Source organism: Streptomyces pratensis (genome assembly GCF_037137275.1).
Lineage (GTDB): Bacteria > Actinomycetota > Actinomycetes > Streptomycetales > Streptomycetaceae > Streptomyces > Streptomyces pratensis_B.
Genome location: NZ_JBBBEN010000049.1, coordinates 49,685 through 72,706 on the forward strand (window position 1 = coordinate 49,685; position 23,022 = coordinate 72,706).

The 23,022-nt window shown below is 68.3% G+C and carries 26 protein-coding genes and 1 pseudogene; 13 read left to right on the forward strand and 14 right to left on the reverse strand.

The window, feature by feature from the left end; all coding sequences use genetic code 11:
• Window position 1: 1 nt before the first annotated feature.
• The 9 genes from V9U70_RS02115 to V9U70_RS02155 form a co-directional block, all read right to left on the reverse strand.
• Window positions 2-2,461, reverse strand: coding sequence for a tyrosine-type recombinase/integrase (locus V9U70_RS02115; RefSeq protein ID WP_336672684.1), 2,460 nt, complete (start codon window positions 2,459-2,461; stop codon window positions 2-4).
• Window positions 2,454-3,656: a tyrosine-type recombinase/integrase gene (locus V9U70_RS02120; RefSeq protein WP_336672685.1), complete on the reverse strand. Its 1,203-nt coding sequence runs from the start codon at window positions 3,654-3,656 to the stop codon at window positions 2,454-2,456. The genes V9U70_RS02115 and V9U70_RS02120 overlap by 8 nt, the downstream gene beginning before the upstream one ends.
• Window positions 3,653-3,883: a DUF5999 family protein gene (locus tag V9U70_RS02125; protein WP_419723918.1), complete on the reverse strand. Its 231-nt coding sequence runs from the start codon at window positions 3,881-3,883 to the stop codon at window positions 3,653-3,655. Before V9U70_RS02125 ends, V9U70_RS02120 begins: the two co-directional genes overlap by 4 nt.
• A 146-nt stretch (window positions 3,884-4,029) precedes the next feature.
• Window positions 4,030-4,245 (reverse strand): hypothetical protein, encoded by a 216-nt coding sequence (locus V9U70_RS02130; protein WP_336672686.1) that lies wholly within the window; start codon window positions 4,243-4,245, stop codon window positions 4,030-4,032.
• A complete protein-coding gene (locus V9U70_RS02135; protein ID WP_336672687.1) occupies window positions 4,242-4,442 on the reverse strand; it encodes a hypothetical protein in 201 nt (66 codons plus the stop codon). Before V9U70_RS02135 ends, V9U70_RS02130 begins: the two co-directional genes overlap by 4 nt.
• Window positions 4,439-4,762: a WhiB family transcriptional regulator gene (locus V9U70_RS02140; RefSeq protein ID WP_336672688.1), complete on the reverse strand. Its 324-nt coding sequence runs from the start codon at window positions 4,760-4,762 to the stop codon at window positions 4,439-4,441. Before V9U70_RS02140 ends, V9U70_RS02135 begins: the two co-directional genes overlap by 4 nt.
• A complete protein-coding gene (locus V9U70_RS02145) occupies window positions 4,762-4,992 on the reverse strand; it encodes a hypothetical protein (RefSeq protein ID WP_336672689.1) in 231 nt (76 codons plus the stop codon). The genes V9U70_RS02140 and V9U70_RS02145 overlap by 1 nt, the downstream gene beginning before the upstream one ends.
• A gap of 2 nt (window positions 4,993-4,994) precedes the next feature.
• The gene (locus V9U70_RS02150) at window positions 4,995-5,486 is read right to left on the reverse strand and encodes a hypothetical protein (protein ID WP_336672690.1); all 492 of its coding nucleotides are present in this window, start codon (window positions 5,484-5,486) and stop codon (window positions 4,995-4,997) included.
• 156 nt (window positions 5,487-5,642) lie between these two features.
• Window positions 5,643-6,365 (reverse strand): hypothetical protein, encoded by a 723-nt coding sequence (locus V9U70_RS02155; protein WP_336672691.1) that lies wholly within the window; start codon window positions 6,363-6,365, stop codon window positions 5,643-5,645.
• Window positions 6,366-6,822: 457 nt separating this feature from the next.
• Here V9U70_RS02155 and V9U70_RS02160 point away from each other — a divergent pair, with 457 nt between their 5' ends.
• The 6 genes and pseudogenes from V9U70_RS02160 to V9U70_RS30490 all read left to right on the forward strand — a co-directional run bounded on the left by V9U70_RS02160 (window position 6,823) and on the right by V9U70_RS30490 (window position 10,359).
• Window positions 6,823-7,155 (forward strand): GntR family transcriptional regulator, encoded by a 333-nt coding sequence (locus V9U70_RS02160; RefSeq protein WP_158767790.1) that lies wholly within the window; start codon window positions 6,823-6,825, stop codon window positions 7,153-7,155.
• A 143-nt stretch (window positions 7,156-7,298) separates the two neighbouring features.
• Window positions 7,299-7,541: pseudogene (locus tag V9U70_RS02165) on the forward strand (helix-turn-helix domain-containing protein); the annotation flags it as partial.
• A 348-nt stretch (window positions 7,542-7,889) separates the two neighbouring features.
• The gene (locus V9U70_RS02170; RefSeq protein WP_336672708.1) at window positions 7,890-8,747 is read left to right on the forward strand and encodes an NsdA family TPR-like regulatory protein; all 858 of its coding nucleotides are present in this window, start codon (window positions 7,890-7,892) and stop codon (window positions 8,745-8,747) included.
• A 20-nt stretch (window positions 8,748-8,767) separates the two neighbouring features.
• A complete protein-coding gene (locus tag V9U70_RS02175) occupies window positions 8,768-9,448 on the forward strand; it encodes a RibD family protein (protein ID WP_336672692.1) in 681 nt (226 codons plus the stop codon).
• The gene (locus V9U70_RS02180) at window positions 9,448-9,915 is read left to right on the forward strand and encodes a deaminase (protein ID WP_336672693.1); all 468 of its coding nucleotides are present in this window, start codon (window positions 9,448-9,450) and stop codon (window positions 9,913-9,915) included. The genes V9U70_RS02175 and V9U70_RS02180 overlap by 1 nt, the downstream gene beginning before the upstream one ends.
• Window positions 9,916-10,011: 96 nt before the next feature.
• Entirely contained in the window at window positions 10,012-10,359 is a 348-nt protein-coding gene (locus tag V9U70_RS30490; protein ID WP_419723919.1) for a GIY-YIG nuclease family protein, read from the forward strand.
• Window positions 10,360-10,959: 600 nt separating this feature from the next.
• On the opposite strand, the gene V9U70_RS02190 is transcribed toward V9U70_RS30490, so the two are convergent.
• Window positions 10,960-11,085, reverse strand: coding sequence for a hypothetical protein (locus V9U70_RS02190; protein WP_336672695.1), 126 nt, complete (start codon window positions 11,083-11,085; stop codon window positions 10,960-10,962).
• Between the two features lie 268 nt (window positions 11,086-11,353).
• On the opposite strand from V9U70_RS02190, the gene V9U70_RS02195 reads away from it, so the two are divergent.
• Both V9U70_RS02195 and V9U70_RS02200 read left to right on the forward strand, forming a co-directional pair.
• A complete protein-coding gene (locus V9U70_RS02195) occupies window positions 11,354-12,727 on the forward strand; it encodes a cell wall protein (protein WP_336672696.1) in 1,374 nt (457 codons plus the stop codon).
• Window positions 12,724-13,560, forward strand: a complete 837-nt coding sequence (locus V9U70_RS02200; protein WP_336672697.1) for a DciA family protein — start codon at window positions 12,724-12,726, stop codon at window positions 13,558-13,560. The genes V9U70_RS02195 and V9U70_RS02200 overlap by 4 nt, the downstream gene beginning before the upstream one ends.
• A gap of 114 nt (window positions 13,561-13,674) precedes the next feature.
• Here the strand turns inward: V9U70_RS02200 and V9U70_RS02205 are convergent, their stop codons facing one another.
• Window positions 13,675-14,292: a hypothetical protein gene (locus V9U70_RS02205; protein ID WP_336672698.1), complete on the reverse strand. Its 618-nt coding sequence runs from the start codon at window positions 14,290-14,292 to the stop codon at window positions 13,675-13,677.
• Window positions 14,293-14,483: 191 nt separating this feature from the next.
• The gene (locus V9U70_RS02210; protein ID WP_336672699.1) at window positions 14,484-15,152 is read right to left on the reverse strand and encodes a hypothetical protein; all 669 of its coding nucleotides are present in this window, start codon (window positions 15,150-15,152) and stop codon (window positions 14,484-14,486) included.
• A gap of 630 nt (window positions 15,153-15,782) precedes the next feature.
• On the opposite strand from V9U70_RS02210, the gene V9U70_RS02215 reads away from it, so the two are divergent.
• Together V9U70_RS02215 and V9U70_RS02220 are read left to right on the forward strand one after the other, a co-directional pair.
• Window positions 15,783-15,905: a hypothetical protein gene (locus V9U70_RS02215; protein ID WP_336672700.1), complete on the forward strand. Its 123-nt coding sequence runs from the start codon at window positions 15,783-15,785 to the stop codon at window positions 15,903-15,905.
• A gap of 600 nt (window positions 15,906-16,505) precedes the next feature.
• Window positions 16,506-19,709 carry a DNRLRE domain-containing protein gene (locus V9U70_RS02220; protein WP_336672701.1) on the forward strand — a complete coding sequence of 1,068 codons (3,204 nt, stop codon included), beginning with the start codon at window positions 16,506-16,508 and terminating at the stop codon, window positions 19,707-19,709.
• Between the two features lie 71 nt (window positions 19,710-19,780).
• Here the strand turns inward: V9U70_RS02220 and V9U70_RS02225 are convergent, their stop codons facing one another.
• The gene (locus tag V9U70_RS02225; RefSeq protein WP_336672702.1) at window positions 19,781-20,410 is read right to left on the reverse strand and encodes a hypothetical protein; all 630 of its coding nucleotides are present in this window, start codon (window positions 20,408-20,410) and stop codon (window positions 19,781-19,783) included.
• A 327-nt stretch (window positions 20,411-20,737) separates the two neighbouring features.
• On the opposite strand from V9U70_RS02225, the gene V9U70_RS02230 reads away from it, so the two are divergent.
• From V9U70_RS02230 to V9U70_RS02240, 3 genes are all read left to right on the forward strand, one after another.
• Window positions 20,738-20,902: a hypothetical protein gene (locus V9U70_RS02230; protein WP_336672703.1), complete on the forward strand. Its 165-nt coding sequence runs from the start codon at window positions 20,738-20,740 to the stop codon at window positions 20,900-20,902.
• A 59-nt stretch (window positions 20,903-20,961) separates the two neighbouring features.
• Window positions 20,962-21,432 carry a hypothetical protein gene (locus V9U70_RS02235; protein WP_336672704.1) on the forward strand — a complete coding sequence of 157 codons (471 nt, stop codon included), beginning with the start codon at window positions 20,962-20,964 and terminating at the stop codon, window positions 21,430-21,432.
• 228 nt (window positions 21,433-21,660) lie between these two features.
• Entirely contained in the window at window positions 21,661-22,443 is a 783-nt protein-coding gene (locus V9U70_RS02240; RefSeq protein WP_336672705.1) for a hypothetical protein, read from the forward strand.
• Here V9U70_RS02240 and V9U70_RS02245 read toward each other — a convergent pair.
• Complete coding sequence (locus tag V9U70_RS02245; RefSeq protein ID WP_336672706.1) at window positions 22,431-22,586, reverse strand: hypothetical protein; 156 nt, start codon at window positions 22,584-22,586, stop codon at window positions 22,431-22,433. The genes V9U70_RS02240 and V9U70_RS02245 overlap by 13 nt on opposite strands.
• Window positions 22,587-23,022: the final 436 nt, after the last annotated feature.

Genomic DNA, 23,022 nt, shown 5'->3' on the forward strand with positions numbered 1-23,022 from the left:
ATCACGGGGTCTCCTCGAGGCGCGGGCGTGGGATGCCGAGGTCGGTGGTGGGTCTCTTGGTGAGGCGGGCAGCTTCGGCCTGTTTGGCGCGGAGGAAGGTCAGGGTCGAGTCGATGCCTTCGACCTCGCCGAGCCAGTGCTCCTCTTCGGCCCGTTTGCGGCGGAGGAGGAGGTCCTTCTCGATCTCTGCGAGGCGGGGCAGCATCTTGGGGTTGACCTGGAGCATTGGGCAGCGGATGCAGGCGTGTTCGTGGTTGCAGGGGGTGCCGTAGGGGCGGGCGCAGTTGCCGAGTTCGACCTTGCGTTTGTCGAAGTGCTCCTCGAAGTCGGCCCACTCCTCGGGTGTGACCTCGGGGTATTCGATCTCTGGTCGGAGGGATCGGCGGTGGTTCAGGAACCGCTGGTAGTTGGTGACGATGTCCTCGGCGAAGACCGCGACGTAGCCCTGGAGGGTCTGGAGGTTGAGGTGGCCGAGCAGGGCGGCTCCGATGTGGATGGGCAGGCCGCCGTTTACGATCTCGGTGGCGAAGAGCCGTCGGAAGTCGTGCGGCGTGAAGGTCATGTCGGCGAAGGCCCTGTGGGTCTCGGCGAGTTCCTCGCAGCTGCGGGCGAACATGTGGATGAACGTGGTCGGGGAGATCACTGATCGCTGTGTGCCGTTCTGTCGTTGCATGAGGAACGGCATGGGCTCTGACCAGGTCTTCTCGTGCGGGTCGTAACGGTTGAGCAGGCGGACATGCCGACCGTCGGAGGTGAGGCGGCGGATGATCTGGGCGACCGCGTGGAACAGGTCCGCGGACATCGGGATGACGCGCTCGCGCTCGCTCTTGGACGGGGCGATGACGAGCAGGGCGATGACTTCGTTGTTCGGCCGTCGATACTGGCGGATGCTCAGGTGGGTGAGCTCGCAGAGCTCTTCGACGCGGATGCCGCTGTGCCGCAGAATCTCCAGGCCGGCCCATTCCCAGAACGCGGTGTCCTCGGTGAGCGTGACGTTGAGGACCTGCCCGCCCTCGTCGGTGACGCGGACCAGTGGTTCGTCCTGGCTTTTGGCCCAGGTGTGGTCTCGGTCGGTGTCCGTGCGCCGATAGGAGTGCCCGTCGTGCTCGAAGGTTGCTCCGAGGTCGACCGCGCGGGCCTTCTTGAGCAGGCCCGTCAGGTGCTCGTATCGGCCTTCGACGTGCGCGACCAAGGTGGGCAGCAGTGGCTGGCGGACCCGGATGCGGTCAGACATCCGTTGGTGGATCTCCCGCTTGCGCTTGGCGAACCCCTTGAGTTCCTTCGGCCGGATCGGGCAGGGCACGACCCACTGAGCCCACTGCTCGGGCTCGTCGATGGCCCAACTGTGCAGGTCAAGATAGAGAGCGCGGACGGCCAGGAGGATGCCGGAGTCGTCCGCGCGGGTGCGGCTCTCGTCGCGGTCCCACCGTTTGATGGCCTCGCGCCACTGGTCGTAGACCTCGCGGCTCAGTGCCAGATCCTGCTGCCCCGGGTTGATCTTCTCGATCTTGGCCCAGAACGTCTTCGCGAGCTGGCGGGCCAGGGCCGTGAGGGTGGTGTAGTCGGTTCCGGCCCGGCGCCGGGTCAGGTAGTCGATCAGCAGCTGGCGGACGCCCTGGTGCTGGATGGGGTAGCGGTCGACGAGCTGGGTGACGGTGAGCTGGCCGCGATAGACGTAGGCCCGCAAGGTCGGCGGGGTGCCGGGCGGGAAGTGGCCCATCTGGTCCAGCACCTGCCAGGTGCCCAGGCCCGCGAACCGGGTCGCCCCCGCCTTGCTGCCGTGGGTCACTCCGAGCCGCTTGGACTCCATGCCGAAGTGCAGCAGTGCGGACGGCGTCAGGTCCTCCAGCGCGATACCTCCCGTGGTCAGGGCGGCTGTCAGGTCGAACTTCGCCCGGACGCGGTGCATGTGGTGGACGTCGAAGGCGTCGGCCGCGGCGAAGAACTTCTCCAGCAGCGGATCGGGCTGGAGTTCGCGGAATCGCTGCGGGTAGTCCCGGAACCTGTTCGCGCGGAAGCCGGAGATCGACGGCCGAATGACCCGCAGGCAGAACGCCAGCTTGATGCCGGCGATCAGATCCGCACTGTCAACGCGGTCGCCCTCGCGCGCCAGGACGCTTACCGACTCGGCGCCTTCGTCGTCGAATCCGCTGGCCTGCCACCTTTCCTGCCAGGTGTCGCCGGGCATCTCCTCCAGGACGGAGATGACCCGCCGGACGGCTGTCCGCCGACGCCCCGGGTTCGGCCAGCCTTTGGTGACCTGCTCGACGATGCGCAGGATCTCGGAGGCCGGGGCCCGCGACAGGTCCCCGAAGGGGCCCGGCGGTGTGCTGGGCAGCGGCGCCGGTGCCGCCTTCAGCTCCGCGCCGGCGAACCGCGTGACGGGAGCGGGGATGAACGGCTCGTCGCCGCTGTAGTCGGTGCGGCGGTTGCGGGCGGTGAAAGTCTTCAGGTCAGCCACCGAACACCGCCTTGAAGTCGTCCGGGTCATAGCCGGGGGCGATGGTGGGCTGGAGGCGGGGGCGCTGATAGTGAGCTTGGAGGGCGTCGAAGAGGTCCTCGACGCGGGCGTGCAGGTAGCGGCCGGTGGTGGCCAGATCCACATGCCGCAGGATGGCCCTGACCTCGACCAGGGTCAGGTTGGGGTCGTTCGCCATCCTCTCGGCCGCCGTGTGTCGCAGGTCGTGCAGGCTCCAGTTCGTGCCCAGCCGGTCGTTGGCCCGCTGGATGACGCGCCGCATCGCCCAGTAGGTGAGCGGCTTGTCCGGGCCGCGGCGGGTGCGGAAGATGGGGTCGTGCGGGGCGGGCATGCCCATCGCGTCGAGGTAGGCGGCCAGCACCACCAGGGCCTGCGGGCTCACCGGGATCGGCTCGCGCAGCTTCGTGCCCTTCGAGACGACGTGGACGATCTGGGCCGGCCAGTCGACGTCGGCCGGGGTGACGCCGAGCAGCTCGGAGGCGCGGGCCCCGCTGGAGACGTAGAGCAGCACCGCGGCACGATCCCGGTCGTGGTTCATGGCCGCGAAGAACTCGTCCCACATCGCGTCCGGGACGGCTCGGGGCTCGGTGGCCGGGACACGCTGACGCAGACGGGAGCGGCGGAAGGCCGGCATGGCCTCCGCCGGGCTGCGGTGGGCCAACGCCCGACGCCGTGCCTCCGACACCGGCACCGGATTCATCAACGGGCCGTTGCCCAGGTGACGGTGGAAGTCATAGAAGCTGGCCACCACGGTCAGGGCATGGTTGATCGTCGCCGGTGCGTATCCGGCCTTGAGGTAGCGCTTGCCGGTGCGGGGGTTGACCGAGCCGGGTTGCGGCGCGTTAGGCCGGGTGCGGCGGCGCTGCGGATTCGGTGCCGTACGAAGCCAGCCAACCATCACTGCTACCTCCCCTTCCGTTGCCTTGTCCCAGGTCACGTTCAAGAGCCACAGGAACCGGAACCACCGCAGCAGGTCATTGGCGTAACTGCGGCTAGTTGCTGGGCTGTTGTCATTCAGAGCGAGGTCCCGCAGGTAGGGCGTCACCGACTCGACCGGGCTTCCGGCGTGATCGAGAACGGCGTACGCCGGGTGCTGGGTCTCCAACTGAACGACCGAGCCGACGCGGGGCAAGGAAGCCCGCCCCTCCATCAGCTGATTGCGCACGTGCGAGGTCACACAGAACTCCTTGGGCAGTCGGACATCGCAGTGCCCAACGACTTCAGGAAGGTGCAGTTAACAGACCAGCCCTGTTCCGGGTGGGCGGCCACGACGTGCGCGGCCTCCCGGTCGGGGCTCTCGGTGGTCGGGCACCTGGGGGTGTGCTGGCACAGCGAGTCCGGCAGCACGGTGGTGCCGGTGGGCGTCGCCGTGGTGGTCGGGGCGGTGGGGCGGCTGCGTTCCATGGGCTCTCCTCGAGGAGGGAGGCGGTTCCCGGAGTGTCCCGGGCTGGAGGCGTGCGAAAGGGCCGGCGGCCCGTGGTGCGGGCGGCCGGTGGGGGTGGATCAGCGTGGTACGGGAAAGGAGTTGGGTTCTGGTCCCGGGGCGCGGGTCAGGCGGCGGCGCGGGGTGGGCGGATGCAGGTGTCGGCGTGCTCCTGAGCGAAGGCCCGGGTGACGCGGAGCGTCCAGGCGTACTCGCCGCAGCCGGTGCAGACGCTGCTCAGGGAACCGTCGGTGTCCCTGTCGATAAGAACGGCGGCCCCGGCCCGGGTGGGCAGGCTGGCCACCGTGGCGGGCGCGGACATGCGGACGGAGGTGACGGTCATGAGGTGCTGCCCTTCGTGCGGAGGTGGGTGAGGTAGGCGTCCTGGAGCCGGACCAGCCGCTCCCACAGCCCGTTGCCGTCCGGGCAGCGGGGCCCGGACGGCGACGAGCAGGGCACGCAGCCCTTGCGGTGGGTATGCCAGGTGTCGGACGCGCTCATGTAGCGGTCGTACAGGGAGTGCCTGTTGGTGTTCGTCACGCCGCGGTCGCGGCCTGGCGGCGGCGGGACTCGCGGCGCTTGAGCCGGCGGCGGTCCTCCTCGTCGGTGCCGCCCCACACGCCGTGGTCCTCGCCGTTGTCCAGCGCCCACCGCAGGCAGTGCTCCATGACGGGGCAGGCACGGCAGAGCGCTTTGGCCTCCTCTGCCTGGACGACGGCGGGGCCGGTGGTGCCGATGGGGAAGAACAGCTCGGGGTCCACGTCCGCGTTGTTCTGGCAGAGCGCGTGTGCCCGCCAGTTGGTGTTGACCGGCAGATCGGAGGAGGGGGCGTAGAAGGCGTTGACGATGGTGCTCTGCATCAAGGGCTCCGGAGAGTGTGTGCGGAGCAGCCCGGGGAGTTGGCTCCCGGGCTGCTCACCGTGTTGGGGTGGATGTCCGTCACCTGGTGACCGGCCTCCCACGCCCTGGCGGCCGCCGTGGAGGCGGCCGCCAGGAGCGCGAGAGTGAGCGGGTGGGCCAGGCCGTGCGCGGTGAGGGCCCGGACCGCGAGGTGCTGCGCGGTCCGGGCGGCGCGTATGAGAGCGGCCACCGCTACTTCGGGTAGGGGTTCTCGGACTGCTCGTTCTTCTTCCCCACCTTGTCGCTCAGGTCCTTGTGGCCCTGCTCGTCCAGCGCGGTAACGCCGGGCGGGCAGTCGTGCCCACCGCAGTTGAACCGGAGACAGAGCGGGCACTGCCCGCCCATCACCGGCCGGTGCAGGATCAGCACCGGCTGCCGGACGTAGCCGGGGGCCATCTCCTGGAGCGTGCGCCGCGCCCGGCGGCCGGCCCCGGCGGCACGGTCGTCGCCGTCGGCCACCAGCTGCTGCACGATCTGGCGGAAGGCGCGTTCGGTCTCGTCGCGCTCGTAGCCGCGGCCGTCGTCGCCGCTCCGGTCGTCCAGGTCGCCGATCTCGTCCGCCACGCCCGCACGGGGAGCAAGAGCGGTCAGCAGCTGCGAAACGCCGGTGCACCGGCACGTCTCGAAGGTGCCCTGGCAGTTCGGGCAGAGGCTGTTCGTCGGGGCGGGGGTCGGTCGTGTCATGCTGTGCATCAGGTCCTCCAGTCAGGTCCTGGACAGCCCCGGGGGGTCTCAAGTCGCCGGGGCTGTCGTGCTGTTGAGGCTGTTCGTACGAGCAGCCGAGGCCGCCGACCNGGGGTTGGTCGGCGGCCTCGGTCGTTCGTCGTCGGGAACTCGCGGTCAGAACGGGATACGCGTCCAGGCCGGGAAGCGCTCGGCGCAGCGTCCGCAGTGAGACCGGCGAGTGATCCGGCACCATCCGGCAGCGACCGCGCTGGTCAGGCTGGACTCGGCGGCACCGCAGCGCTCGCACGTGAGCGGGCCCGCTTCCGGCTGCTCGGCAGCCTGGCGGGGGACCATGTGGTCCAGGGGGACCTCGGGGCCTTCGGCGGGCTGCGCGCCCTGCGGAACTGCGGCACGCCGCTGGTCGGCCTGCCGCACACGGTAAAGGGCGGCGGCCCACTCAGCACGGCGTCCGACCGCCCCACGCACGCTACGCCCGCGCAGGGTCCGGTCGGTCTGCGGGCTGAACGCCTTGGGCAGCACCGCGGTGGCCTGGCGGCTGGAGGCTTCCGTGCCGGCGTCGGTCAGGGCGTGGCGCCACTCGGGGATCGTCATGTCGAACTCGACCCGGCGGTTGCTGCTCCGGCAGTGGAGAGCGGCGGCGACGTGGGCCTTGCCGGTGTGGTGCGGGACCAGCTTCTGGACCTTGCTCTGCATGCCGGTGATCGGCACCCAGGTCTCGCAGTCCTCGCAGACCAGAACGGCCTTGAGCGGGTCGCGGAGGTCGATGTGCGAGGGCAGGAGCTGGGAGAGCTTGATGGCGGAGAGGGCGCTGACCCGCTTCGTGCGGGTCCGGCGGGGGCGTTCCTTGGCGGTGGGCATCGCGGCGGTGATGGACATGCGGGATCTCCTCATGTGCGAAGGGGAAGGGCTGCGTCGCGGTGCTCTCTCCGCCCATCAGGTCGCGCGGGTGACCCCGGCGTCCTGGCGGACGGACAGCGCATAGCGCTGCGACGTGCAGTAGAAGGTCGAGAACCCGGGGGATTTGTTGGTGCCATCAACCCCGGCCCCCTCTTGCGAGGCGGACGACTTCCTACGGTCTTGCGATGGTGCGGTAGTGCAAGGGGACCGATGATCCGGCTCCCACATCCGGCGGCGTACGAGACGGCGTCCGGGTGAGGGAGCCGGGTCCGTGAAGACCCGGCTGAGGCGGTCGAAGCGGCAGGTGGAGGCCTTAGGCCACCGCGCCTTGTCGACATACATAACTTAGCTGATACAGTGGGGGTTGTGTCAAGCACTTGATTGAGGAAGCTATGGAAGCTAGCTAAGCCAAGGGGGTCGACCTACGATGTCGCTCATGAGCAACGAGTCCGTGCAGCCGTACCAGCGAATCGTTCAGGATGTCCGCGACAGGATCCGCTCCGGTGAGTGGACCGCCGGGACCAAGCTGCCGAGCACCCGAGAGTTGGCCGAGGAGTACGGCGTTGCGGCCGGCACCGTCCAGCGGGCTCTGACCGAACTGCGTACGGCCGGACTCGTCTACTCCCACCAGGGCCGCGGATCCTTCGTTACGAGCACGGCTACCGAGAGCAGCAACGATTCGACTGCCCGCGCCCTCAGAGCCCTTGAGGAGCAGATCGCGGACCTGGCGGCTCGCCTCGAAAAGATCGAGAAGGGGCGCGATGACTGACGTATCTCCCTGCGTTTCGCTGAGCACCGCCATCGCTATTCCTCTCCGGTGAGGTCAACTTCGTTAGCAACGTTGTAGGCCCGGCCGGGGGTCGAGTTCTAGATCAGCCGCGTATCCAGCCGTCGGATACACCGAGTGGAGACATGGAGGGGCACCAAGTGGGCCAGCAACCGAACGCGCTAACACCGGAGGAGTCGCCCCAGCATCGCTTCGGGTACACGCTTCGCGAGCTTCGGAAGGTCCGCCGGTTCTCCTTGCGTGGGTTGGCTGACAAGGCCTTCATGTCGCACTCCAAGCTGCAGAAATGGGAGAACGGCGACAGGGCCCCGAAGGATCGGGCGGAGGTCGAACTGATCGACTCGCTGCTTCGCGCTGGCGGAATCCTGGTGGACCAGTGGGAGCGGATCGAGCCACCTGTCTCCGTGTCCAGCCGTGTATCCGTTTCGACCCCCCATGTATCCGAAGCCTCGGTGGGACTGGCCGCAGCAGCATCCCAGCAGGCAACGTCTGATCATGAGGGGATCTTTGTCCCCGCTCGTCTACGGGATGGATCGGTGGTTTTCGTGGCGCTCGATCGACGCGCGATGCTGCGTGGCGGAGTGGGGCTCGGTGCAGCGGCTGCGCTGGGCGTAGGCACGCCGGCAGTCGCAAGTCCCAGCGCACTGCCGGGACTGAAACGGCCCGCGCGGTCGGCTGCTGCCTACAGCGGTACGCCGGTAGAACACTTTCAGCGGGTGCGCCGCCTACTGATCGACAACGACAACCTCCTCGGACCCGGCCGAGCCATCGCAGCCACTCGCGAGTACATCGAGGACATCAAGCGCCTACGCCAGGACGCCAAGGGCGCAGACCGTCACGCCCTCATGGAACTCCAGACGCAGTACGCGGAGTTCGCCTCCTGGCTCTACCAGGATCTGGGCGACTTCGATAGCGCCCAGTTCTGGCTCGACCGGGCGTTCCAGTGGAGTCACACCGTCGCGGACACTGACCTGACCTCGTACGTGATGGCCCGTAAGGCGCAGCTCGCCGGGGAAATGCGGGACCTGGTCGATGTCGTCGACCTCGCCGAAGCTGCACAGCGCATGGCGCGGCCCCGCAGCCGACTGGCCGCAGTCGCTCGGACGTACGAGTCGTATGGGCACGCGCTGCGCGGTGAGCCGACCGACAGCGAGCGCGCGATCGACGACGTGCTCAACTCCCTCGATCGCATCTCCGGCGACACGACCCCTTGGGGCGTGTGGCTGAACGCTCAGTACGTAGAGGTACACCGGGCCCACGGCCTGGAGGTGTTGGGCAAGCACGCAGAGGCTGCGGAGATATTCACCAGCGCCATTGAGTCACTGCCCGACGGCTACCACCGCGACCGCGGAGTCTACATGGCTCGGGCCGCCGTGGCCCACGCCGGTGCTGGCGCCCCGGACGAAGCGGCTGCAGTCGGCCTTCAGGCCCTGACCGTCGCCAGCGACACGGGATCGGGCCGGATCGTCCGGGAGCTCGCGCGTCTCGACAAGGCGCTGGTCCCGTGGCAGCGCCAGCCCGAGGTTGCGGAGTTCCGTACGCACTTCGACGGCCTGCTCGCCCACGAATCCTGAGAAGAAACGGATCACAACGAATGACCACGCGTCCGTACGTCATCCTCTCCGCTGCGATGTCGGTCGACGGGTACCTGGATGACACAAGCCCCGAGCGACTGCTCCTGTCCAACGCCCTGGACTTCGACCGCGTCGACCAGGTCCGCGCGGAATCCGACGCCATCCTCATCGGCGCAACGACCATGCGGCGGGACAACCCACGCCTCCTGGTCAACAGCGCTGACCGCCGTGCTCAGCGCGTCGCTGATGGCAAGCAGGAGTATCCGCTGAAGGTTACGGTCACCCGAACCGGCGACCTGCCCGCCGATCTGAAGTTCTGGCATCACGGTGGCGCGAAGCTGGTCTTCACTGTGGACGCCGCAGTTGAGAAGCTACGCGCCACGCTCGGTGACCTCGCCGACGTCGTCAGTGTCGGGCCGGACCTCGACTGGGGCCTGGTCCTCGATGAGCTCGGGCGCCGCGGCGTCGAGCAGCTGATGGTGGAGGGCGGCGGCACGATCCACACCCAGCTCATGGCCCAGGACCTCGCCGACGAAGTCCACCTGGCCATCGCACCGCTGCTGGTCGGTCAGCCGGAGGCCGCCCGCTTCCTCGGGGCCTGCGCCTATCCGGGCGGGACGACCGCTCGGATGAAGGTCCTCGAGGTCCGCGCGATCGACGACGTGGTCTTCGTCCGCTACGCCCCGAAGGGACGCGCCTGATGTACGCGCACGACCGGGACCAGGACCTGCACTGGATGAGGCGCGCAATCAGCCTTGCCGCGCTGTGCCCGCCAGCCGCCGGGGCCTACTCGGTCGGTGCGGTCATCGTCGGCGGGGACGGCAGCGAGCTCGCGTCCGGCTACTCCCGGGAGGCTGACCCGCACGAGCATGCGGAAGAGGCCGCGCTCGCGAAGCTGCCCACGGGCGACCCGCACCTAGCCGGAGCGACGATCTACAGCACGCTGGAGCCGTGCTCCCAGCGGCACTCGCCGCGTACTCCGTGCGCGCAACGGATCATCGCTGCTGGTATTCCGCGCGTCGTCATCGCGTGGCGGGAGCCGTCGCTGTTCGTTGACGACTGCGTCGGCTACGAGGAGTTGGTGGAGGCTAGGGTCGACGTCGTCGAACTTCCGGAACTGGCGGCGGCAGCGAAGGCGGTCAATTCGCACCTGGGACGGCTCACGTGAGCACATCGCGGGGGCGCGTATATCTGATCGGCTCTGCCAATTCGCCGCTCGTAAAAAATCGGGTGGTCCGACAACCCAGAGCGGCGTCTCCGTGACCTGCAGACGGGTTCCCCCGTATCCCTACAGCTACTTGCGGTCTTCGAAGGCGGCGCCGTCATGGAGGCCGAACTTCATCGCCGGCTCGGCGATAAGCGCCGCCACGGCGAGTGGTTTGACCTTGGCCCGGACCCGGTGGCGGTCGTGAGCCCGTTTGTGAAGGCTGCGCAGGTAGAGGAAGCCGAGCGCACGGGCCGCCGTCAGCCAGCGCACGCTTTGCATCCCAATTACGCCTCCGTTGAGGAGTGGTCCGTCTGGATGCCGGATGTGCCTCCGAGGGTGTACGAGCGAGTTGAGCAGGAGTGCCCCACCTGGAAGGAAGCCGGGAGGTGCCTATGCGACAGCTGACCTTCCCGTACGGCGGGCAATTCGTTTCGGACTTCCCGTCAGGCGGGAGCGGCATTCGTGGTGCTGAGGAATTTGTGCGAATGCGTCCGGCAGTTCTGTCGGGTGGTGCGGTTAGGCTGTGCGCAGACATGATCCATAACGTCGAGAACCCCAGGGACCGGGACGGGTCACCTGGGGCTTCTCGAACGAGGCTGAGCCTCGTTGGGCGACTCACCTGGAAAGGAGGTGATCGCGGGATGAAGAGTACCCGCCTGCGCGGAACTGCACGCGCAGCTACGCCGTTTTACCCTCGCGGTCACGCCGCCAGGCGCGTCGTTTTCGGGCAGGCCGACTCCACCTTCGGTATCGAGGGGGTCGGGATGACCTAGGTCATCGGCCGCGCGCGCCAGTGAGGTGGACTGGTAATCCACTTCGGCCTCGCGCGGCCCATCGCGCCGACCAGTAGGTCGGCCGCCTGGTCTCCGGTTCACACCCGGCTCCAGGCCCCAGCTCACTGAGCTGGGTCTTTCATCGCAATACACGCTCCACCCCGCCTGGTAAGCGGGTGCTACACCCCAGTTCCTCGGAGGCCCCTGCAAGGGCCCGGAGGGCTGGTGCCGCTCACAGGTCTCCCGTGCCGGAGGCCAGTGAGGGGCTGGCGATGTCGAACTTCCAGGGCTTCCCGTAACAGGAGGCCTTCGAGGTCCGGTGTCGTTTCACCCCGGGTTCGGTGGCTTGGTAGGCCATCGGGCTCGGGGGTCCACGTGATCGTGGCCGGGTCCCGCAAGGGGCCTGGTCACGGTCTGAACTTCCAATATGAAGTTGGTGTCCCCGTCATAGTGCCTGATCGCCCGGTTTTTGGAAAGCGGACCCCCGCCCGTTTCGGGTGGGTTTGGTCGTCCGGATCGTCCCGTGTGACGGGATCGGTCGTCGATTCATCATGCTTTGCACCTTGTGCGCCTCAGAGGTTTTCGGCGGCATACCGGTCAGTCACCCGGTATAGCGGTGGTGCCCTGTGAGCGCGGGCGCGGCGTCGGCCGCCGTGCTGGACCACCCGCTGCGGGAGTTCGTCGACAACTCGGTCGACGAGCGGCGGGGAGAGGTTCCCGGGCAGCGGAATGAGGTACTGCCGAAGGCACCCAAGGCGGGCTCGCCGGAGGTGCGGCATGCCCGTGTGGTGGGCCGGGAGCAGGACATCATCTGGACGCGGTCGCGGCGTGCTGAGCCGCGGGCGTGGCTGCGTGCGGTGGTGTGGCTGGTGGCTGCCGGGCTGCATGACGGTGCCGGTCCGACGACGCTCACGGTCGCCCGGGATCTCGCGGCGCGGATGGACTACCGGCGCGGAATCGTCGTCTACGACCTGGCGGGCGCGGCTCGGCGGACTGATACGTCGGAGGCGACGGTGAAGCGGCACGTGAAGGTGCTGCGCGAGCTCGGCGCGCTGGTGTGGCTGGTCCACGGCAGCAAGCGCAACCTGGCGGCACCGGGGGAGCCGTACATGGCGACGGCGACGATCTACGGTGCGGTGATCCCGCCGGTGTTCGACGAGGCGATGGGTCACCGGCTGACGGGTTCGGGTTACGAGGGCCGGGTGTGCGGGGTGACCGAGGCCGGGCGGGAGCGTGCGGTCGCGCAGGCGACGGCGCGCAGCGAGGCCCGGCACCAGGGCCGGCGGCGCACGGAGTGGCAGCGGCCCTCCGGTCGGCGTGGTGCCCGGGTCCGCACGACCCGCCCTGTGGATAACCCGGCTGTGGATAACTCCAGTTCGCAGGCTTGTGAGCCCCATTCTCCTGGTCGTTACCACCGAGCACCTGCAGTTCAGGTTGATAGTGGTTGTAAAGACACCTCGCGCGAGCGCGCGACCTGCCGAACCGCTCCCCGCCCCTCCTTCAAGATCAGCTACAACCTGGACGGGAGCCGCCGTACGGCGGGCCAGACGCAGCGGGCGATCGGCATCATCCAGCAGGTCAGGCCCCGGGTCACCTGGACGCAGCGGGCAAGCCTGCGGGAGCTGGAAGTTGCCCTGCGGCCGTTCACGGACGCCGGGTGGGACTGGCCGACTATCACAGCGGAGCTCCACTCCTGGCACCTGACCTGGCGCCCGGCCCGGCCCGCCGCCTACATCCGGGCCCGCCTGGCCCAGCAGGCCACCGCTGAGCACCAGACGGCAGCAGCAGAGGTGGCCGAGGGCTGGGACGGGGAGGCAACCTCCGGCCCGCTCGCTGCCTCCAGCCCCGACCTGGTGCGCAGCGTGCTGGACGGCCTGGCCGAAGGCCTCGCCGCGTACTCCGCCCGCCAGGCCGAGCTCGGCCTGGACGACCTCACCGACCAGAGCGCGGCCGACAACATGGCCGCCTTCCTCAGCAGCGGGACGGGAGCCCGGGGATGAACGAAACCACCGCGAGCGGGGCTGACCTGGCCCGTATCGCCCTCCAGTCCGCCCGCGCCGCCGCGAAGAGCGCACCCCAGCCCAAGCGCCCCCGGACCACGACCACCCGCAACCAGCGCAGCGCCGGCCGCGAACCGCTGCCCTTCGCCGACGCCCTGGCCCGGATGGTCGCTGAACGCGGCTGGGCCTCTCCGGCGGCCGCGGCCACAACAGCGGGCAGCATCATCGACCAGTGGCCGGCCATCGCCCCCGAGCTCGCCGGGAAAGTCGACGCCGTCCGCTTCGACGCCACCACCGGAACCCTGCACCTGCGCCCCGCCACACCCGCCTACCGCACCCAGCTGACTTTCCACCAGAAGCAGATCGTCGCCAAGGTCAACGCCTCGGTCGGCCCGGACACCGTCCGGCACCTGGAGATCCTGCGTCCCGCCGCACTCGCCCCGCCCAGCGATGCCCGGACACCTGCGTCCGCTGCCACTCCGCAACCCGCGGCCGCGCCCGGGGAGCCTGCACGGCAAGAGACGCCGGAGGGCTACCGCGAGGCCATTGCCGCCCACCGCGCCACCTGGAACACCACCCGGCAGCACTCCAACCCGAAGGTGCGGGCGGCCGCTGAACGGCAGCTCCGTGAACGGCTCCGGGAGCCGGAGGAGAACTTCGCCGACGGCCGCCAGGCTCTCGAAGAACTCCGCGCCAAAGCGGCCGCCCAGCAGCGGGTCCGGCCCAGCAACGTCTCGCGCGCGCGGGCCCTGCAACGCCTGGCCGCCGAACGCGCCGGGCTGGCCATCATCCCGCCGGCGGCCGCCCCCGAGCGGCTGGACCGTACGGCGTGATCGCGGGGACGCGCGCCGCCGGGAAGACCCGCAAGCCGGCGCCGGTGGGAGCTGTGTGGTGCCCACAGTCCTGCCGCCGGACAGGCGGTCACGCGGGTCCTTTCGGCCAACTGATCAGCGCTTGATGTGCGTGGCGTCCAGGCTGTCGTCGATGCGGTACGTGATGCCGGTCGTCTGGCCGGCCTCGGCGTCCGGATCGATCAGGTTCACGAACTCGACGAGCTTGCCGTAGAGCCGACTGCACCGGGCGGAGGCCGCGACGTCCTCCGTCTTCGATCCCTCGTGCAGTGTTGCCAGAAGCTGTACCAGGTTGTGGCCGGAGAGGATCACCTGCTGCATCCCGTTCCGGGTGGTGCCGGTGGGGAGCTTCTTGATCCGCCCTTCCGGCAGGTTCGGGTTGACCGTGAACTTCTCGTCCTCCAGGTAGCCCGGACCCGACTCCACATATGAGTGGGTGCTCTGGGTCCAGGTGGGCTTCCACTGGCCGAAGGCGAGCCGAGCCATGAAAGTCCAGGTGTCCTCGTGGCAGACGAGGGTGAGGTAGGAGACGCCAGTGGCCGCCTTCACGTTCTTGTTGTGCACGGCCAGGTCAGCGGCGTTCTCAGCGGTCGCCTTCTGCCGGGCGGCACGGTCCTCTTCGCGCCACCGCTTCTCCTGCTCCCACTGCTCCAGTTCGATCTGCCGCCGGGCGGCCTGGTTGGCCCGGTACTCCTCGCGCCACGTCTTGAACATGCTCCCGCTCCCCGGATCGTTGCTGAAAGTGATCCAAGTGTGTCGCTCCGTGTCCGGTCCGGGGGAGTCGGCTTTCGGATTTCCGTGGCTCAACCTGCACGGTTGGAGGTTCCCGGGCGAAGGCTCCCGGCGAGGGGCCGCCTGCGGGATAGCCGGCGCGTCGTCTCGTTCCGGCGGCAGCCGCCGGGATCTCAGGGCCGGCGGGCGAGGACGTCGTCGATGCGGGAGGCGCCGTCGACCCAGGCCGCGGCGGCCGGGTTCATGAAGCCGAGCACGGTCTGGATGTCGTCCCGGCGGTCCTCGGTGGAAAGGTGCCAGATCCCTTCGTGGTGGGCGATGCGGTTGCGGAACTTGTGCAGCCGGGCGACCGGGTCCTCCACCGTGGACAGGGCGCGGTCGGGGGCGTGCGGGAAGGCCCCCGCGAGGTCGGGCCACAGCTTCGTCTTGTACTGGCGGGCCAGCAGGAAGCGCCAGAAGCCGAAGCTCAGCTCCGCGATGACCTTCCCGCGCGGACTGGCCGCGCCGTGCCACCCGGCACGCTGCTGGGCCTGGGCGATATCCGCGCGGGCCTTGCCGCTGAGGGGAACCCTTCGGTCGGTGTACCAGTCGGCGGTCCGGCCCCGGCGCTGCTGTCCGGCGACGAGCTGGGCGTCCAAGGCGTTGCGCAGCATGATCTCCAGGTGTCCGAGCGGTTCGAAGAATCCCGCAGCGAGGTCGCTGTTCCACCGGTAGAGCGCGAGCGCTGCGGCATGGTCGCCGGCGCACGCGGTCAGGTAGGGGTTCAGCCGGTCGGTGCTGAACAGCTCGATGACGGCCTTGCTGTCGAGCGGCTCGGTGTCGGCGAGCGGCGTGCTGTGCATAGTCGGTAATCGTAGGTATCATGGGCGACGAAGACCCTGGAAACGTCCCTGGTAGTCCGCGAAAGCGGGCAGGCCACACCCCAGGGTTCAGACTTAGAAGGCCCTCACCGCGGTGAGGGCCTTCTGCTTGCTACGGCACCAGCCCAAGCCGGACGGAGCCGCCCATCGGACGCCGGTAGATCCGCCGTCCGGGCCGTAGAGACCCCGGGCGCCGTCGACCAGTGGGGGTGGGGCTGTTTCCAGGCGGGTCAGGGATCGGGTCAGCGGTGAAGGCCCAGTCGGCCGACGTGTTCTTCGTGGGGCCGCGCGTGATCGGGCGCCGTAATCGAGGGCCTGCTCCTGACACCCGCCCCCGCAAAGGCCGGCCCCGCCACCGCGGCCGCCGAACCGGCCCCGCCACCGACCGCGCCCGCCGCACCGGTACAGCGGCCGGATCCGCCGGAGGGCTACCGCGAGGCCATCGCCGCCCACCGCGCCACCTGGAATACCACCCGGCAGCACACCAACCCCGAGATCCAGGCAGCCGCCGAACGGCAACTCCGCGAACGACTCCGGGAACCCGAGGAGCACTTCGCCGACGGCCGCCAGGCCCTCGAGGAGCTCCGCGCCAAAGCGGCCGCCCAGCAGCAGGTGCGCCCCAGCGACGCATCCCCGGCACGGGCCCTGCAACGCCTCGCCGCCGAACGCGCCGGGCTGGCCACCACCATCACCCCGGCGGCAGCCGCGCCCCAGCGCCTGGACCGCACGGCGTGAGTCAGGCGTCCGCGCCGACGCGGGCCGCCGGCGCTTGGACCTCTGTTCCAGTCCTACCCGCGGTTGGCACTCAGCTGAGCCGTTTGTTCGACGAACGCCCGCACATTGGCACGGATCTGCAGTTCCTCAATGAGTTCGCAGGCTCCGATCGCGGCCGTGGTGCAGGAGCGGAAGACGTCTCGTTCGTCACCGTTCAGAAGCTGGTGGGCCGCTGTCAGGGCAGTCCAGGCCGATAGCCGTCGGGGTGAGCGGTCGCAGTGGGTGGACCACCAGGACGGCAGGTTACCGGCGAGGCGTTCGCTGTACGCGGTGGGCCCAAAAGTGGCTACTTGATGCGGCGACCACTTTCGGCCCCGTTGTCGGCCCCGCGACGTGATTAACGCAACGTTTACGGAGGGTCGCCCTCCGTGCCGTATCGCCCCATCCGGCCCTCGGTCAAAGCTGCTTTCGGTCAACTCCCCCGTTCATCTCCGAACGTTCGTTCCAGCTACCTACAGTGCCCATGCACCTAGCCGATCAAGAAAGGGTGTGTGGTTCGTGTATTCACGAATAGGCCGCTCACGCGGGAGAACGAGAGGTCGCCTCGCGGTCGGGGCCACCTTGCTGCTGATAGCCGAAGTCGCGCTCGCAGCGGGGACGGCAAGCGCAGCCGCGCCGACCACAGCGAGGGGCTCCGCTGGGGCCGACGGACTGTCCTCCGCGTCCGCGAAGACGGCGAAGTACCCCACCGGATCCAAAGGCTGGGCTGTTGCCGAGGCCAAGAGAACCGGGAAGAAGGTGGTCGCCGCAGACGAGACCACCGCAACTTCCCACACCGTGGCCAACGCCAACGGGACGCTGACCACCGAACTCACCTCCGGCCCGGAGCGGGTGTGGCGGAAGGGCAAGTGGCGGAAGGTCGACGTCACCCTCACCAAGGATCCGGATGGCACCGTTCGCTCGAAGGAGCACCCCCACGGCCTGCACCTGGCCGGCAAGGGCGGTACCAAAGCGAAGTCCCTCAAGGCAGCACAGAACTCTCCGGCACGGGACCTTGTCACGCTGGGAAGCGGTGACAGCAGCGTCACTCTCCAATGGAAGGGCGCCCTGCCCGAGCCTGAACTCGACGGAACGCGCGCCCGGTACCACGACGCCGTCCCCGGCGCCGACGTCATCGTGGAGGCGACCCGCACGGGCTTCGAGCAGTTCGTCGAACTGGCAGAGAAGCCTGCCGCCGCCGACTTCACCTACACCCTGCCGTTGCTGGCCGAAGGAATGAAGGCGAAGGCGAACAAGGACGGCTCGGTCACCTTCACCGACACCGAGACCGGTGACGACCGCGCCATCATGCCTGCTCCGGTGATGTGGGACGCCGCTACTGACGCACGTTCTGGTGAACACACCAACCGCGCACGCGTCGGCATGGAGGTCCGGGACAGGGGAGAGGGGAAGATCGACCTTGTCGTCACCCCCGACCCGGGCTTCCTCACCGACCCGGCGACGCAGTACCCGGTCACGGTGGACCCCTCCACCTCCGCGCTCGCGAACACCTTCGACACCTACGTGCAGCAAGGTGAGACGGTCGACTGGTCCGCCGACGTCGAACTCGACCTCGGCAACCCCGGCACCACGAACCCCAACGGGACACCACGCACCGCGCGGTCCTTCATCACCTGGAACACCACTGCCTTCCAGGACGCGTTGATCATCGACACGAACCTGGCTCTGTGGAACTTCCACTCCGGGAACACCGACTGCTCAGCTCAGAGCTGGACCATCGGAAACACCAGCGCGTCGTCGACCGCGTCGCGGTGGACCAACCAGCCGACCTGGACCCAGTACCACTCCTCCACGCAGACACGTGGCAACCCCGGCTGCACGAGTGCCCAGCCCGACGGCTGGATCAACGCCGACGTCGACACGCTGGTGCAGACCTGGGCCTCGGCAAAGGCGACCCGCGGCCACATGGGCCTGCGCGCGGCCAACGACGGCACCGCAGCCTGGAAACGTGTCAACTCCGCGAACAACGCGTCCAATCAGCCCAAGCTCAGCGTCACCTACAACTACCGGCCGCTGGACGGTGCAGCCCAGCAAGCAGGGCCGCCGTTCCGGTCGCACAACGATGTGTGGGGCGTCAGCACCCTCACGCCGACGCTGAGGGACAAGTTCGAGGACGCTGACGGCGACCTGGTGAGCGGCACCTTCCAGGTCTACGACGCGGAGACCAACACGCCGATCAGCACGCCGGCCGGAGAGGGACTGCTCGTTTCCGCCTCCGTAGCCCCCGGCTCGTGGGCCACGGTGCAGGTCCCCGCCGGGCAGCTCGTGGACGGCAAGATGTACAAGTTCCGCACCAACGCCTACGACGGCACCCACTACAACCTCAACTGGTCGCCGTGGCGCACATTCGTCGTTGAAACCGCGGCCGCCGGCACCCCGACCACCCTCCAGCCGGGGGACTCCTACACCATCAACGACCCCGCGCTGATCGCCAACCCCACCAAAGTGGATGAAGTCCTCAACCGCGACGGCAATCTGGAAGCACTCGGCGTGTTCCCCCGCAGCGGCCCCTCCGCCCGGGAAACTGTTGAGACAAAAGCGGCATGGGAGCGTACCTACACTGTTCCCAGCACAAGGTTCATCCGTGGCCGCAAGCCGGAGACTTCTGGCCTCGACAAATACGAATACATCGCCAATGTCGATGAGTGCGTCAATGCCGACGACTCGGACAACCAGGCCGGCTACATCAAGAACCGGTTCTCCTACTGCCAAGAGACCTTGACGGTCATGCCAGCCATCAAGTGCGGACTGTGGCCTCCGGGATGCTACCTGAAGGGAACTTTCATCTCGCGAAATACGCTCATCGGAAAGGGTGCTATAGGCGGCCTGCTGGGCGGTACAGCCACGAGATACGCGGATTTCGACTACAACGTGGACGTCTTCCTTTCCACCGGAGACTTCAGCAAGGTCGGCGCAAAGCTGGAAGCCTCCTTGAAGTGCGACGGCAACTGGAATGCCGGAGCTCCGCCGGAAGCTGAGCAGAAGGAAGCTTGCATAACCGGGATAGCTCCAGGGCGCACTGATTCCCCCAGCCAGTGGAAGTGGGACGGCGACACCAAGTTTGACCTCTGGTCGACAGCACCGAAAGCTCCGGACAATGCCGTCGGCGATCAGGTCGCAACAGGCTTGTTCACGCCAGTCCTCAAGTTCACGATTCCCGGCTACTCTCAGCTTGTTTCTGCAGAGGGCGAACAGGGAGAGGTCCGGTTCGACAGCGCCGCCTATAACGGGCGAGCGAAGCTGGGCTCAGTATTCCCCGATGCCACACCCGCCCTGCGCTACGACCGAAGCGATACAAGTAATCCCTCTGCTCCTGTAGAGCCGTATCTTGGAGTGGCTGCCGTTGCCGACCATGTCGGCGACGCTCTGGAGACCCCCGGCAGCACTTACCCGACAAAGGCCGACAAGAGCCTTCCCGGGGGAGATCCATTGCGACCGATGCACCGTCTCGCGAAGGCGGCCGGAGCGTACGAGCTCGGCCGGGCCAACGAAAACACCAGGCAGAAGGACAGGACTTGCACCAGTGCTGGCATGCCTGGAAAGCCCGGCCCCGATGACGCATTCGACTGCGACGAGTTCCCCATGGCCTCTACCTATGAGGGTGCGGCGCGCGCGCAGTTCGAAGGAACGGAGTACACGGATGCCTACTCCGTTCGTTATGTGGATCGAATCGAGAACCAGGAGGCTGGGCGCCGCCTGAATGCCTGGTACGACAACGACCGGATCTTGAATCACGATCCTTTCATTCTCGTTATCGGCGACTGAGGGCACGGCACACCAGTAAGCTAATGGACTGTGGGTCCGAACCATTTCGGCCCCACAGTCCTATATTCCCTCTATGTATAGGCTAGCGTGCGCCATATCTGCACAAGGCAGTACTGGTCTTTACCTTTCAATTCCCTCTCCTGGCCTGGCGGTACTGGCAATGCGCGCGCTCCTCCAATCGGTGACAGGAAGGGCCCTCGATTACCATTGAACATCCACTGCCATCGCATCTCGTACAGCCCAGCTGAGGGAAGAATGAAAGGGAGGTCCTGAACCCCGCCATCGATGGTGTGAATCCCGAGCTCTCCGGTGGGAAGTTCTACTTCCACTTCTTCCCGGCCGAACCAATTGGCATGACTTTCCGGAGGTTTACTGGACCAACTCTCCAGACGCACGGCCGACTCAATGACTGCTGATGGCACTTGGAGATAGACCAGCCCAGGGACGGAGAGAAGCCAATGCGTATCATCTGGGTCCAGCCCATACGGCTCGATACTCATGTCCATCAATCCGAATAGACGGTAGCTGGGACTGACCACCATTTCGTGCGTCTCCAAAATTCTGCTCAAAGTACACCTCTTTGACAGCTCGACCTCATGTTTCGACAGTGAGCCTTTTCCAACCTCACGTCTGTGCTGGTCAAGGGTGTGCCGGTGAGTGGCCATGTCAGCCGGTGACAGGCCTGTGACCAGCAGATCCACAGTCGGCCGCCGTGCGGCGAACGCTCCGCCGGGCATGGTCGGCGGACCTGACAGCCAGGTTGGAAAAGGCTCAGTGACTCGACCGTACAAGGCACCGACAGGGCGGTCGAGGCGGACCGCAGTGGGCCGCTGCCCTTCGCCGATGCCCTGTCCAGGATGGTCGCTGAGCGCGGCTGGGCCTCCCCGGCGGCCGCGCCCCCGCCCCGGGCGCCGCCCAGCTCACCATCCACCCGTGACCTGTCGCCGAACACCAGGCCCGGGGCGGGGCCGCGCCCGCGCGCGGGGCGACACCTCGATCTCGACGCATACCTGATGCGGAGTACGCATATGCCCAGTACGGAGACCACTCTGCGGCTCACTGTCGCCGCCCTGATGCACCTCACCGGTGAGCGCCAGGCCGACCTCGCTGCGGGGCTCGGACTGAGCCAGACCCAGATCAGCCGCAAGCAGGCCGGCACCGCGAGCTGGTCGCTCGCCGACGGCGCCGGGTAGAAGTGTCGGACCGGCGGCCTACCCTGAGTACCGCGTTCGCCGTCGATGTGAAGAGGTGCATGGTGGACATCTGGGTCGCACTCGGTTTGATCGGGACCTTCGTCGGCGTGGGCCTGGCCATCTACTACGGGCGGCGCGGCATCAAAGCCGCAGACCAGGGCCCGGAGATCACCGTCAAGGTCACCAACATGATCCCCACCTATGAACAACCCGACGGCAGCAGCACCGCAGGAGACCACTTCGTCGGCGCAACGGTCGCGAACACCGGAGGTCGCCCCGCCACCATCACGGGTTGGGGCGTCAAGCTTCCCGGCAACCGACGGATGGTCCTCACCAAGCCGGTGAACTGGTCCACCTCCCTCCCTCATCAACTCGCCCCCGGCGGGCCGCCCGCGCAGTTCGTCGTCCCAGCCGACGAACTGCGGCACCTGGAGCGCACCCAAGGCATTCCGTACAAGGCGATGTGGCCCTACATAACCCTCGCGGACGGCACTGATGTCCTCGGCGACCAGAGCGTTCCCCTGGCCTGAGCTGAGTAACGGTCGGAACGGCGGATGGCCGGAAGCGGCGGCTCATGCGCCGGACAACACCCGCCGCCCGGCTGCGTGCGCGACAGCCAGGTGCGGGTGTGCTGCCCGCCCCGTCGCTCGTTGTCGGCATGAGCGACTTCGAGCAGCAGAGATTCGCCTCTGCGGGCTGTCCTGGCCCCGGTCCGGCTGGTCTGGGCTCGCCTGGAGCGTCCGGCCGTCCGTCGCCTGGTGGAGACCAAGGCCCGAACCGAGCTGGCCCGGGTGGTCGGGTTCGCCGGTCCCACAGATGCGCCGCAGATCCTCGCCGACCGGCTCGCCCGGCGCCTGGCCAGCCAGATGCGGCTGGGCGGCCCGATCTCGGACCCGGTGGGCTGGCTGATCGGCCGGGGCCTTCCCCAGATCCGGCTGTGCGCGGAGCCCCGGTGCGACGAGGGCGCTCTGCTCGACTCCGGGCGGGACTGCCCGCGCTGCGAGGATCGGCAGGTCGACAGCCGTGCCACCCGAAACGCGGTCGCGGCCGCCGTCGACGCCGCGATGCCCGGGGCCTCCGAGACCGAGCGGCGGGCGGCCACCGACCGGCAGCTGCACGAGACCGTGACGGCCAGGGCGTGGGCGCAGGCGTCCGAGTGGGAGCAGTACCGCGCCCGGAAAACCGATGCGAAGGCGGCCCGCGCCGAAGCCGCCGCCGCGCAGCGGGAGGACGACGCCCCGGCCGCGCCGGTGGCCCCGGTCGTGCTGCCCGCGCCGCGCCCGGCCGCCGCCTTCCCCGCCTCGGTGCTGGAGCCGGAGACCGCCGACGTCGACGACGACCAGGAGCTCGTCCTCGAGGACCTGACCCCCGACCAGGTGCGCGACTGGCGGGTGCGGGCGATGAAGGACCACAGCGTCGTCTTCGACCACATCGACCGCTACGGCGAGCCGTCGGCGAGGCGCCTGTTCAGCAACCAGCTGATCGACCAAGCGCAGCACCACGCCCGGCTCGGGCACCTGAACCTCGGCTACGCCACCTGAGGGCAGTCGTGAGCGGCGGCGAGGAAGAACGGTGCCACCCGGCAGAAGTCGAAGCGGCGCACCACCACCGCCGTACGCCGTGACGGCCGTGAGCCGCTCGGGCTCGGCAGCGCGATCGGCATGATGATGACTGAACGCGGCATGGCTGCCCTGGCCGACCGTCGGCTCACCTCTGCTCGCGCAGAGAGCGCGGTGGAGCGGCTCGCACGCTTGCGCGAGGTGTCGGCTCACCTCCGCTCGCACGGAGAACACGCAGCGCGGCCTACCTGTTGCACGGAGGCGAGCGGCTCATCTCCGCTGGGGCGGAGAGCACCACACTGGCTCCCGTGTCGACGGGGCCCGCCTTGACGCCCAGGGCCTCGGCCCTCCGGCTCACCTTCGCTCGAGCGGAGAGCACGCCTCCGTGGCGATCACGGGGCCCTGAATGGCCGGCTCACCTCCGCTCGAGCGGAGGTGAGCCGCCCGCGTGCGGATTTGGCTCGGGCCGGGGCTGGTGCTCTCCGCGCGAGCGGAGGTGGTGGCACGGCTGTCGACCTGCCGGTCCTCGCAGCGCGGGTAGTCCCGGCCGGAGTCGAGCAG

Excerpts from the sequence above, each read along its gene's own strand:
- V9U70_RS02160 (WP_158767790.1), top strand. The coding sequence starts at position 6,823 with ATGAGCAACGAGTCCGTGCAGCCGTACCAGCGAATCGTTCAGGATGTC.
- V9U70_RS02190 (WP_336672695.1), bottom strand. The coding sequence starts at position 11,085 with ATGGCCTACCAAGCCACCGAACCCGGGGTGAAACGACACCGGACCTCG.
- V9U70_RS02180 (WP_336672693.1), top strand. The coding sequence starts at position 9,448 with ATGTACGCGCACGACCGGGACCAGGACCTGCACTGGATGAGGCGCGCA.
- V9U70_RS02140 (WP_336672688.1), bottom strand. The coding sequence starts at position 4,762 with ATGCAGAGCACCATCGTCAACGCCTTCTACGCCCCCTCCTCCGATCTG.
- V9U70_RS02150 (WP_336672690.1), bottom strand. The coding sequence starts at position 5,486 with ATGACACGACCGACCCCCGCCCCGACGAACAGCCTCTGCCCGAACTGC.
- V9U70_RS02125 (WP_419723918.1), bottom strand. The coding sequence starts at position 3,883 with ATGGAACGCAGCCGCCCCACCGCCCCGACCACCACGGCGACGCCCACC.
- V9U70_RS02245 (WP_336672706.1), bottom strand. The coding sequence starts at position 22,586 with ATGCCGCGTTCAGTCATCATCATGCCGATCGCGCTGCCGAGCCCGAGC.
- V9U70_RS02205 (WP_336672698.1), bottom strand. The coding sequence starts at position 14,292 with ATGTTCAAGACGTGGCGCGAGGAGTACCGGGCCAACCAGGCCGCCCGG.
- V9U70_RS02175 (WP_336672692.1), top strand. The coding sequence starts at position 8,768 with ATGACCACGCGTCCGTACGTCATCCTCTCCGCTGCGATGTCGGTCGAC.
- V9U70_RS02210 (WP_336672699.1), bottom strand. The coding sequence starts at position 15,152 with ATGCACAGCACGCCGCTCGCCGACACCGAGCCGCTCGACAGCAAGGCC.
- V9U70_RS02235 (WP_336672704.1), top strand. The coding sequence starts at position 20,962 with ATGGTGGACATCTGGGTCGCACTCGGTTTGATCGGGACCTTCGTCGGC.
- V9U70_RS02230 (WP_336672703.1), top strand. The coding sequence starts at position 20,738 with ATGCCCAGTACGGAGACCACTCTGCGGCTCACTGTCGCCGCCCTGATG.
- V9U70_RS02155 (WP_336672691.1), bottom strand. The coding sequence starts at position 6,365 with ATGTCCATCACCGCCGCGATGCCCACCGCCAAGGAACGCCCCCGCCGG.
- V9U70_RS02200 (WP_336672697.1), top strand. The coding sequence starts at position 12,724 with ATGAACGAAACCACCGCGAGCGGGGCTGACCTGGCCCGTATCGCCCTC.
- V9U70_RS02130 (WP_336672686.1), bottom strand. The coding sequence starts at position 4,245 with ATGACCGTCACCTCCGTCCGCATGTCCGCGCCCGCCACGGTGGCCAGC.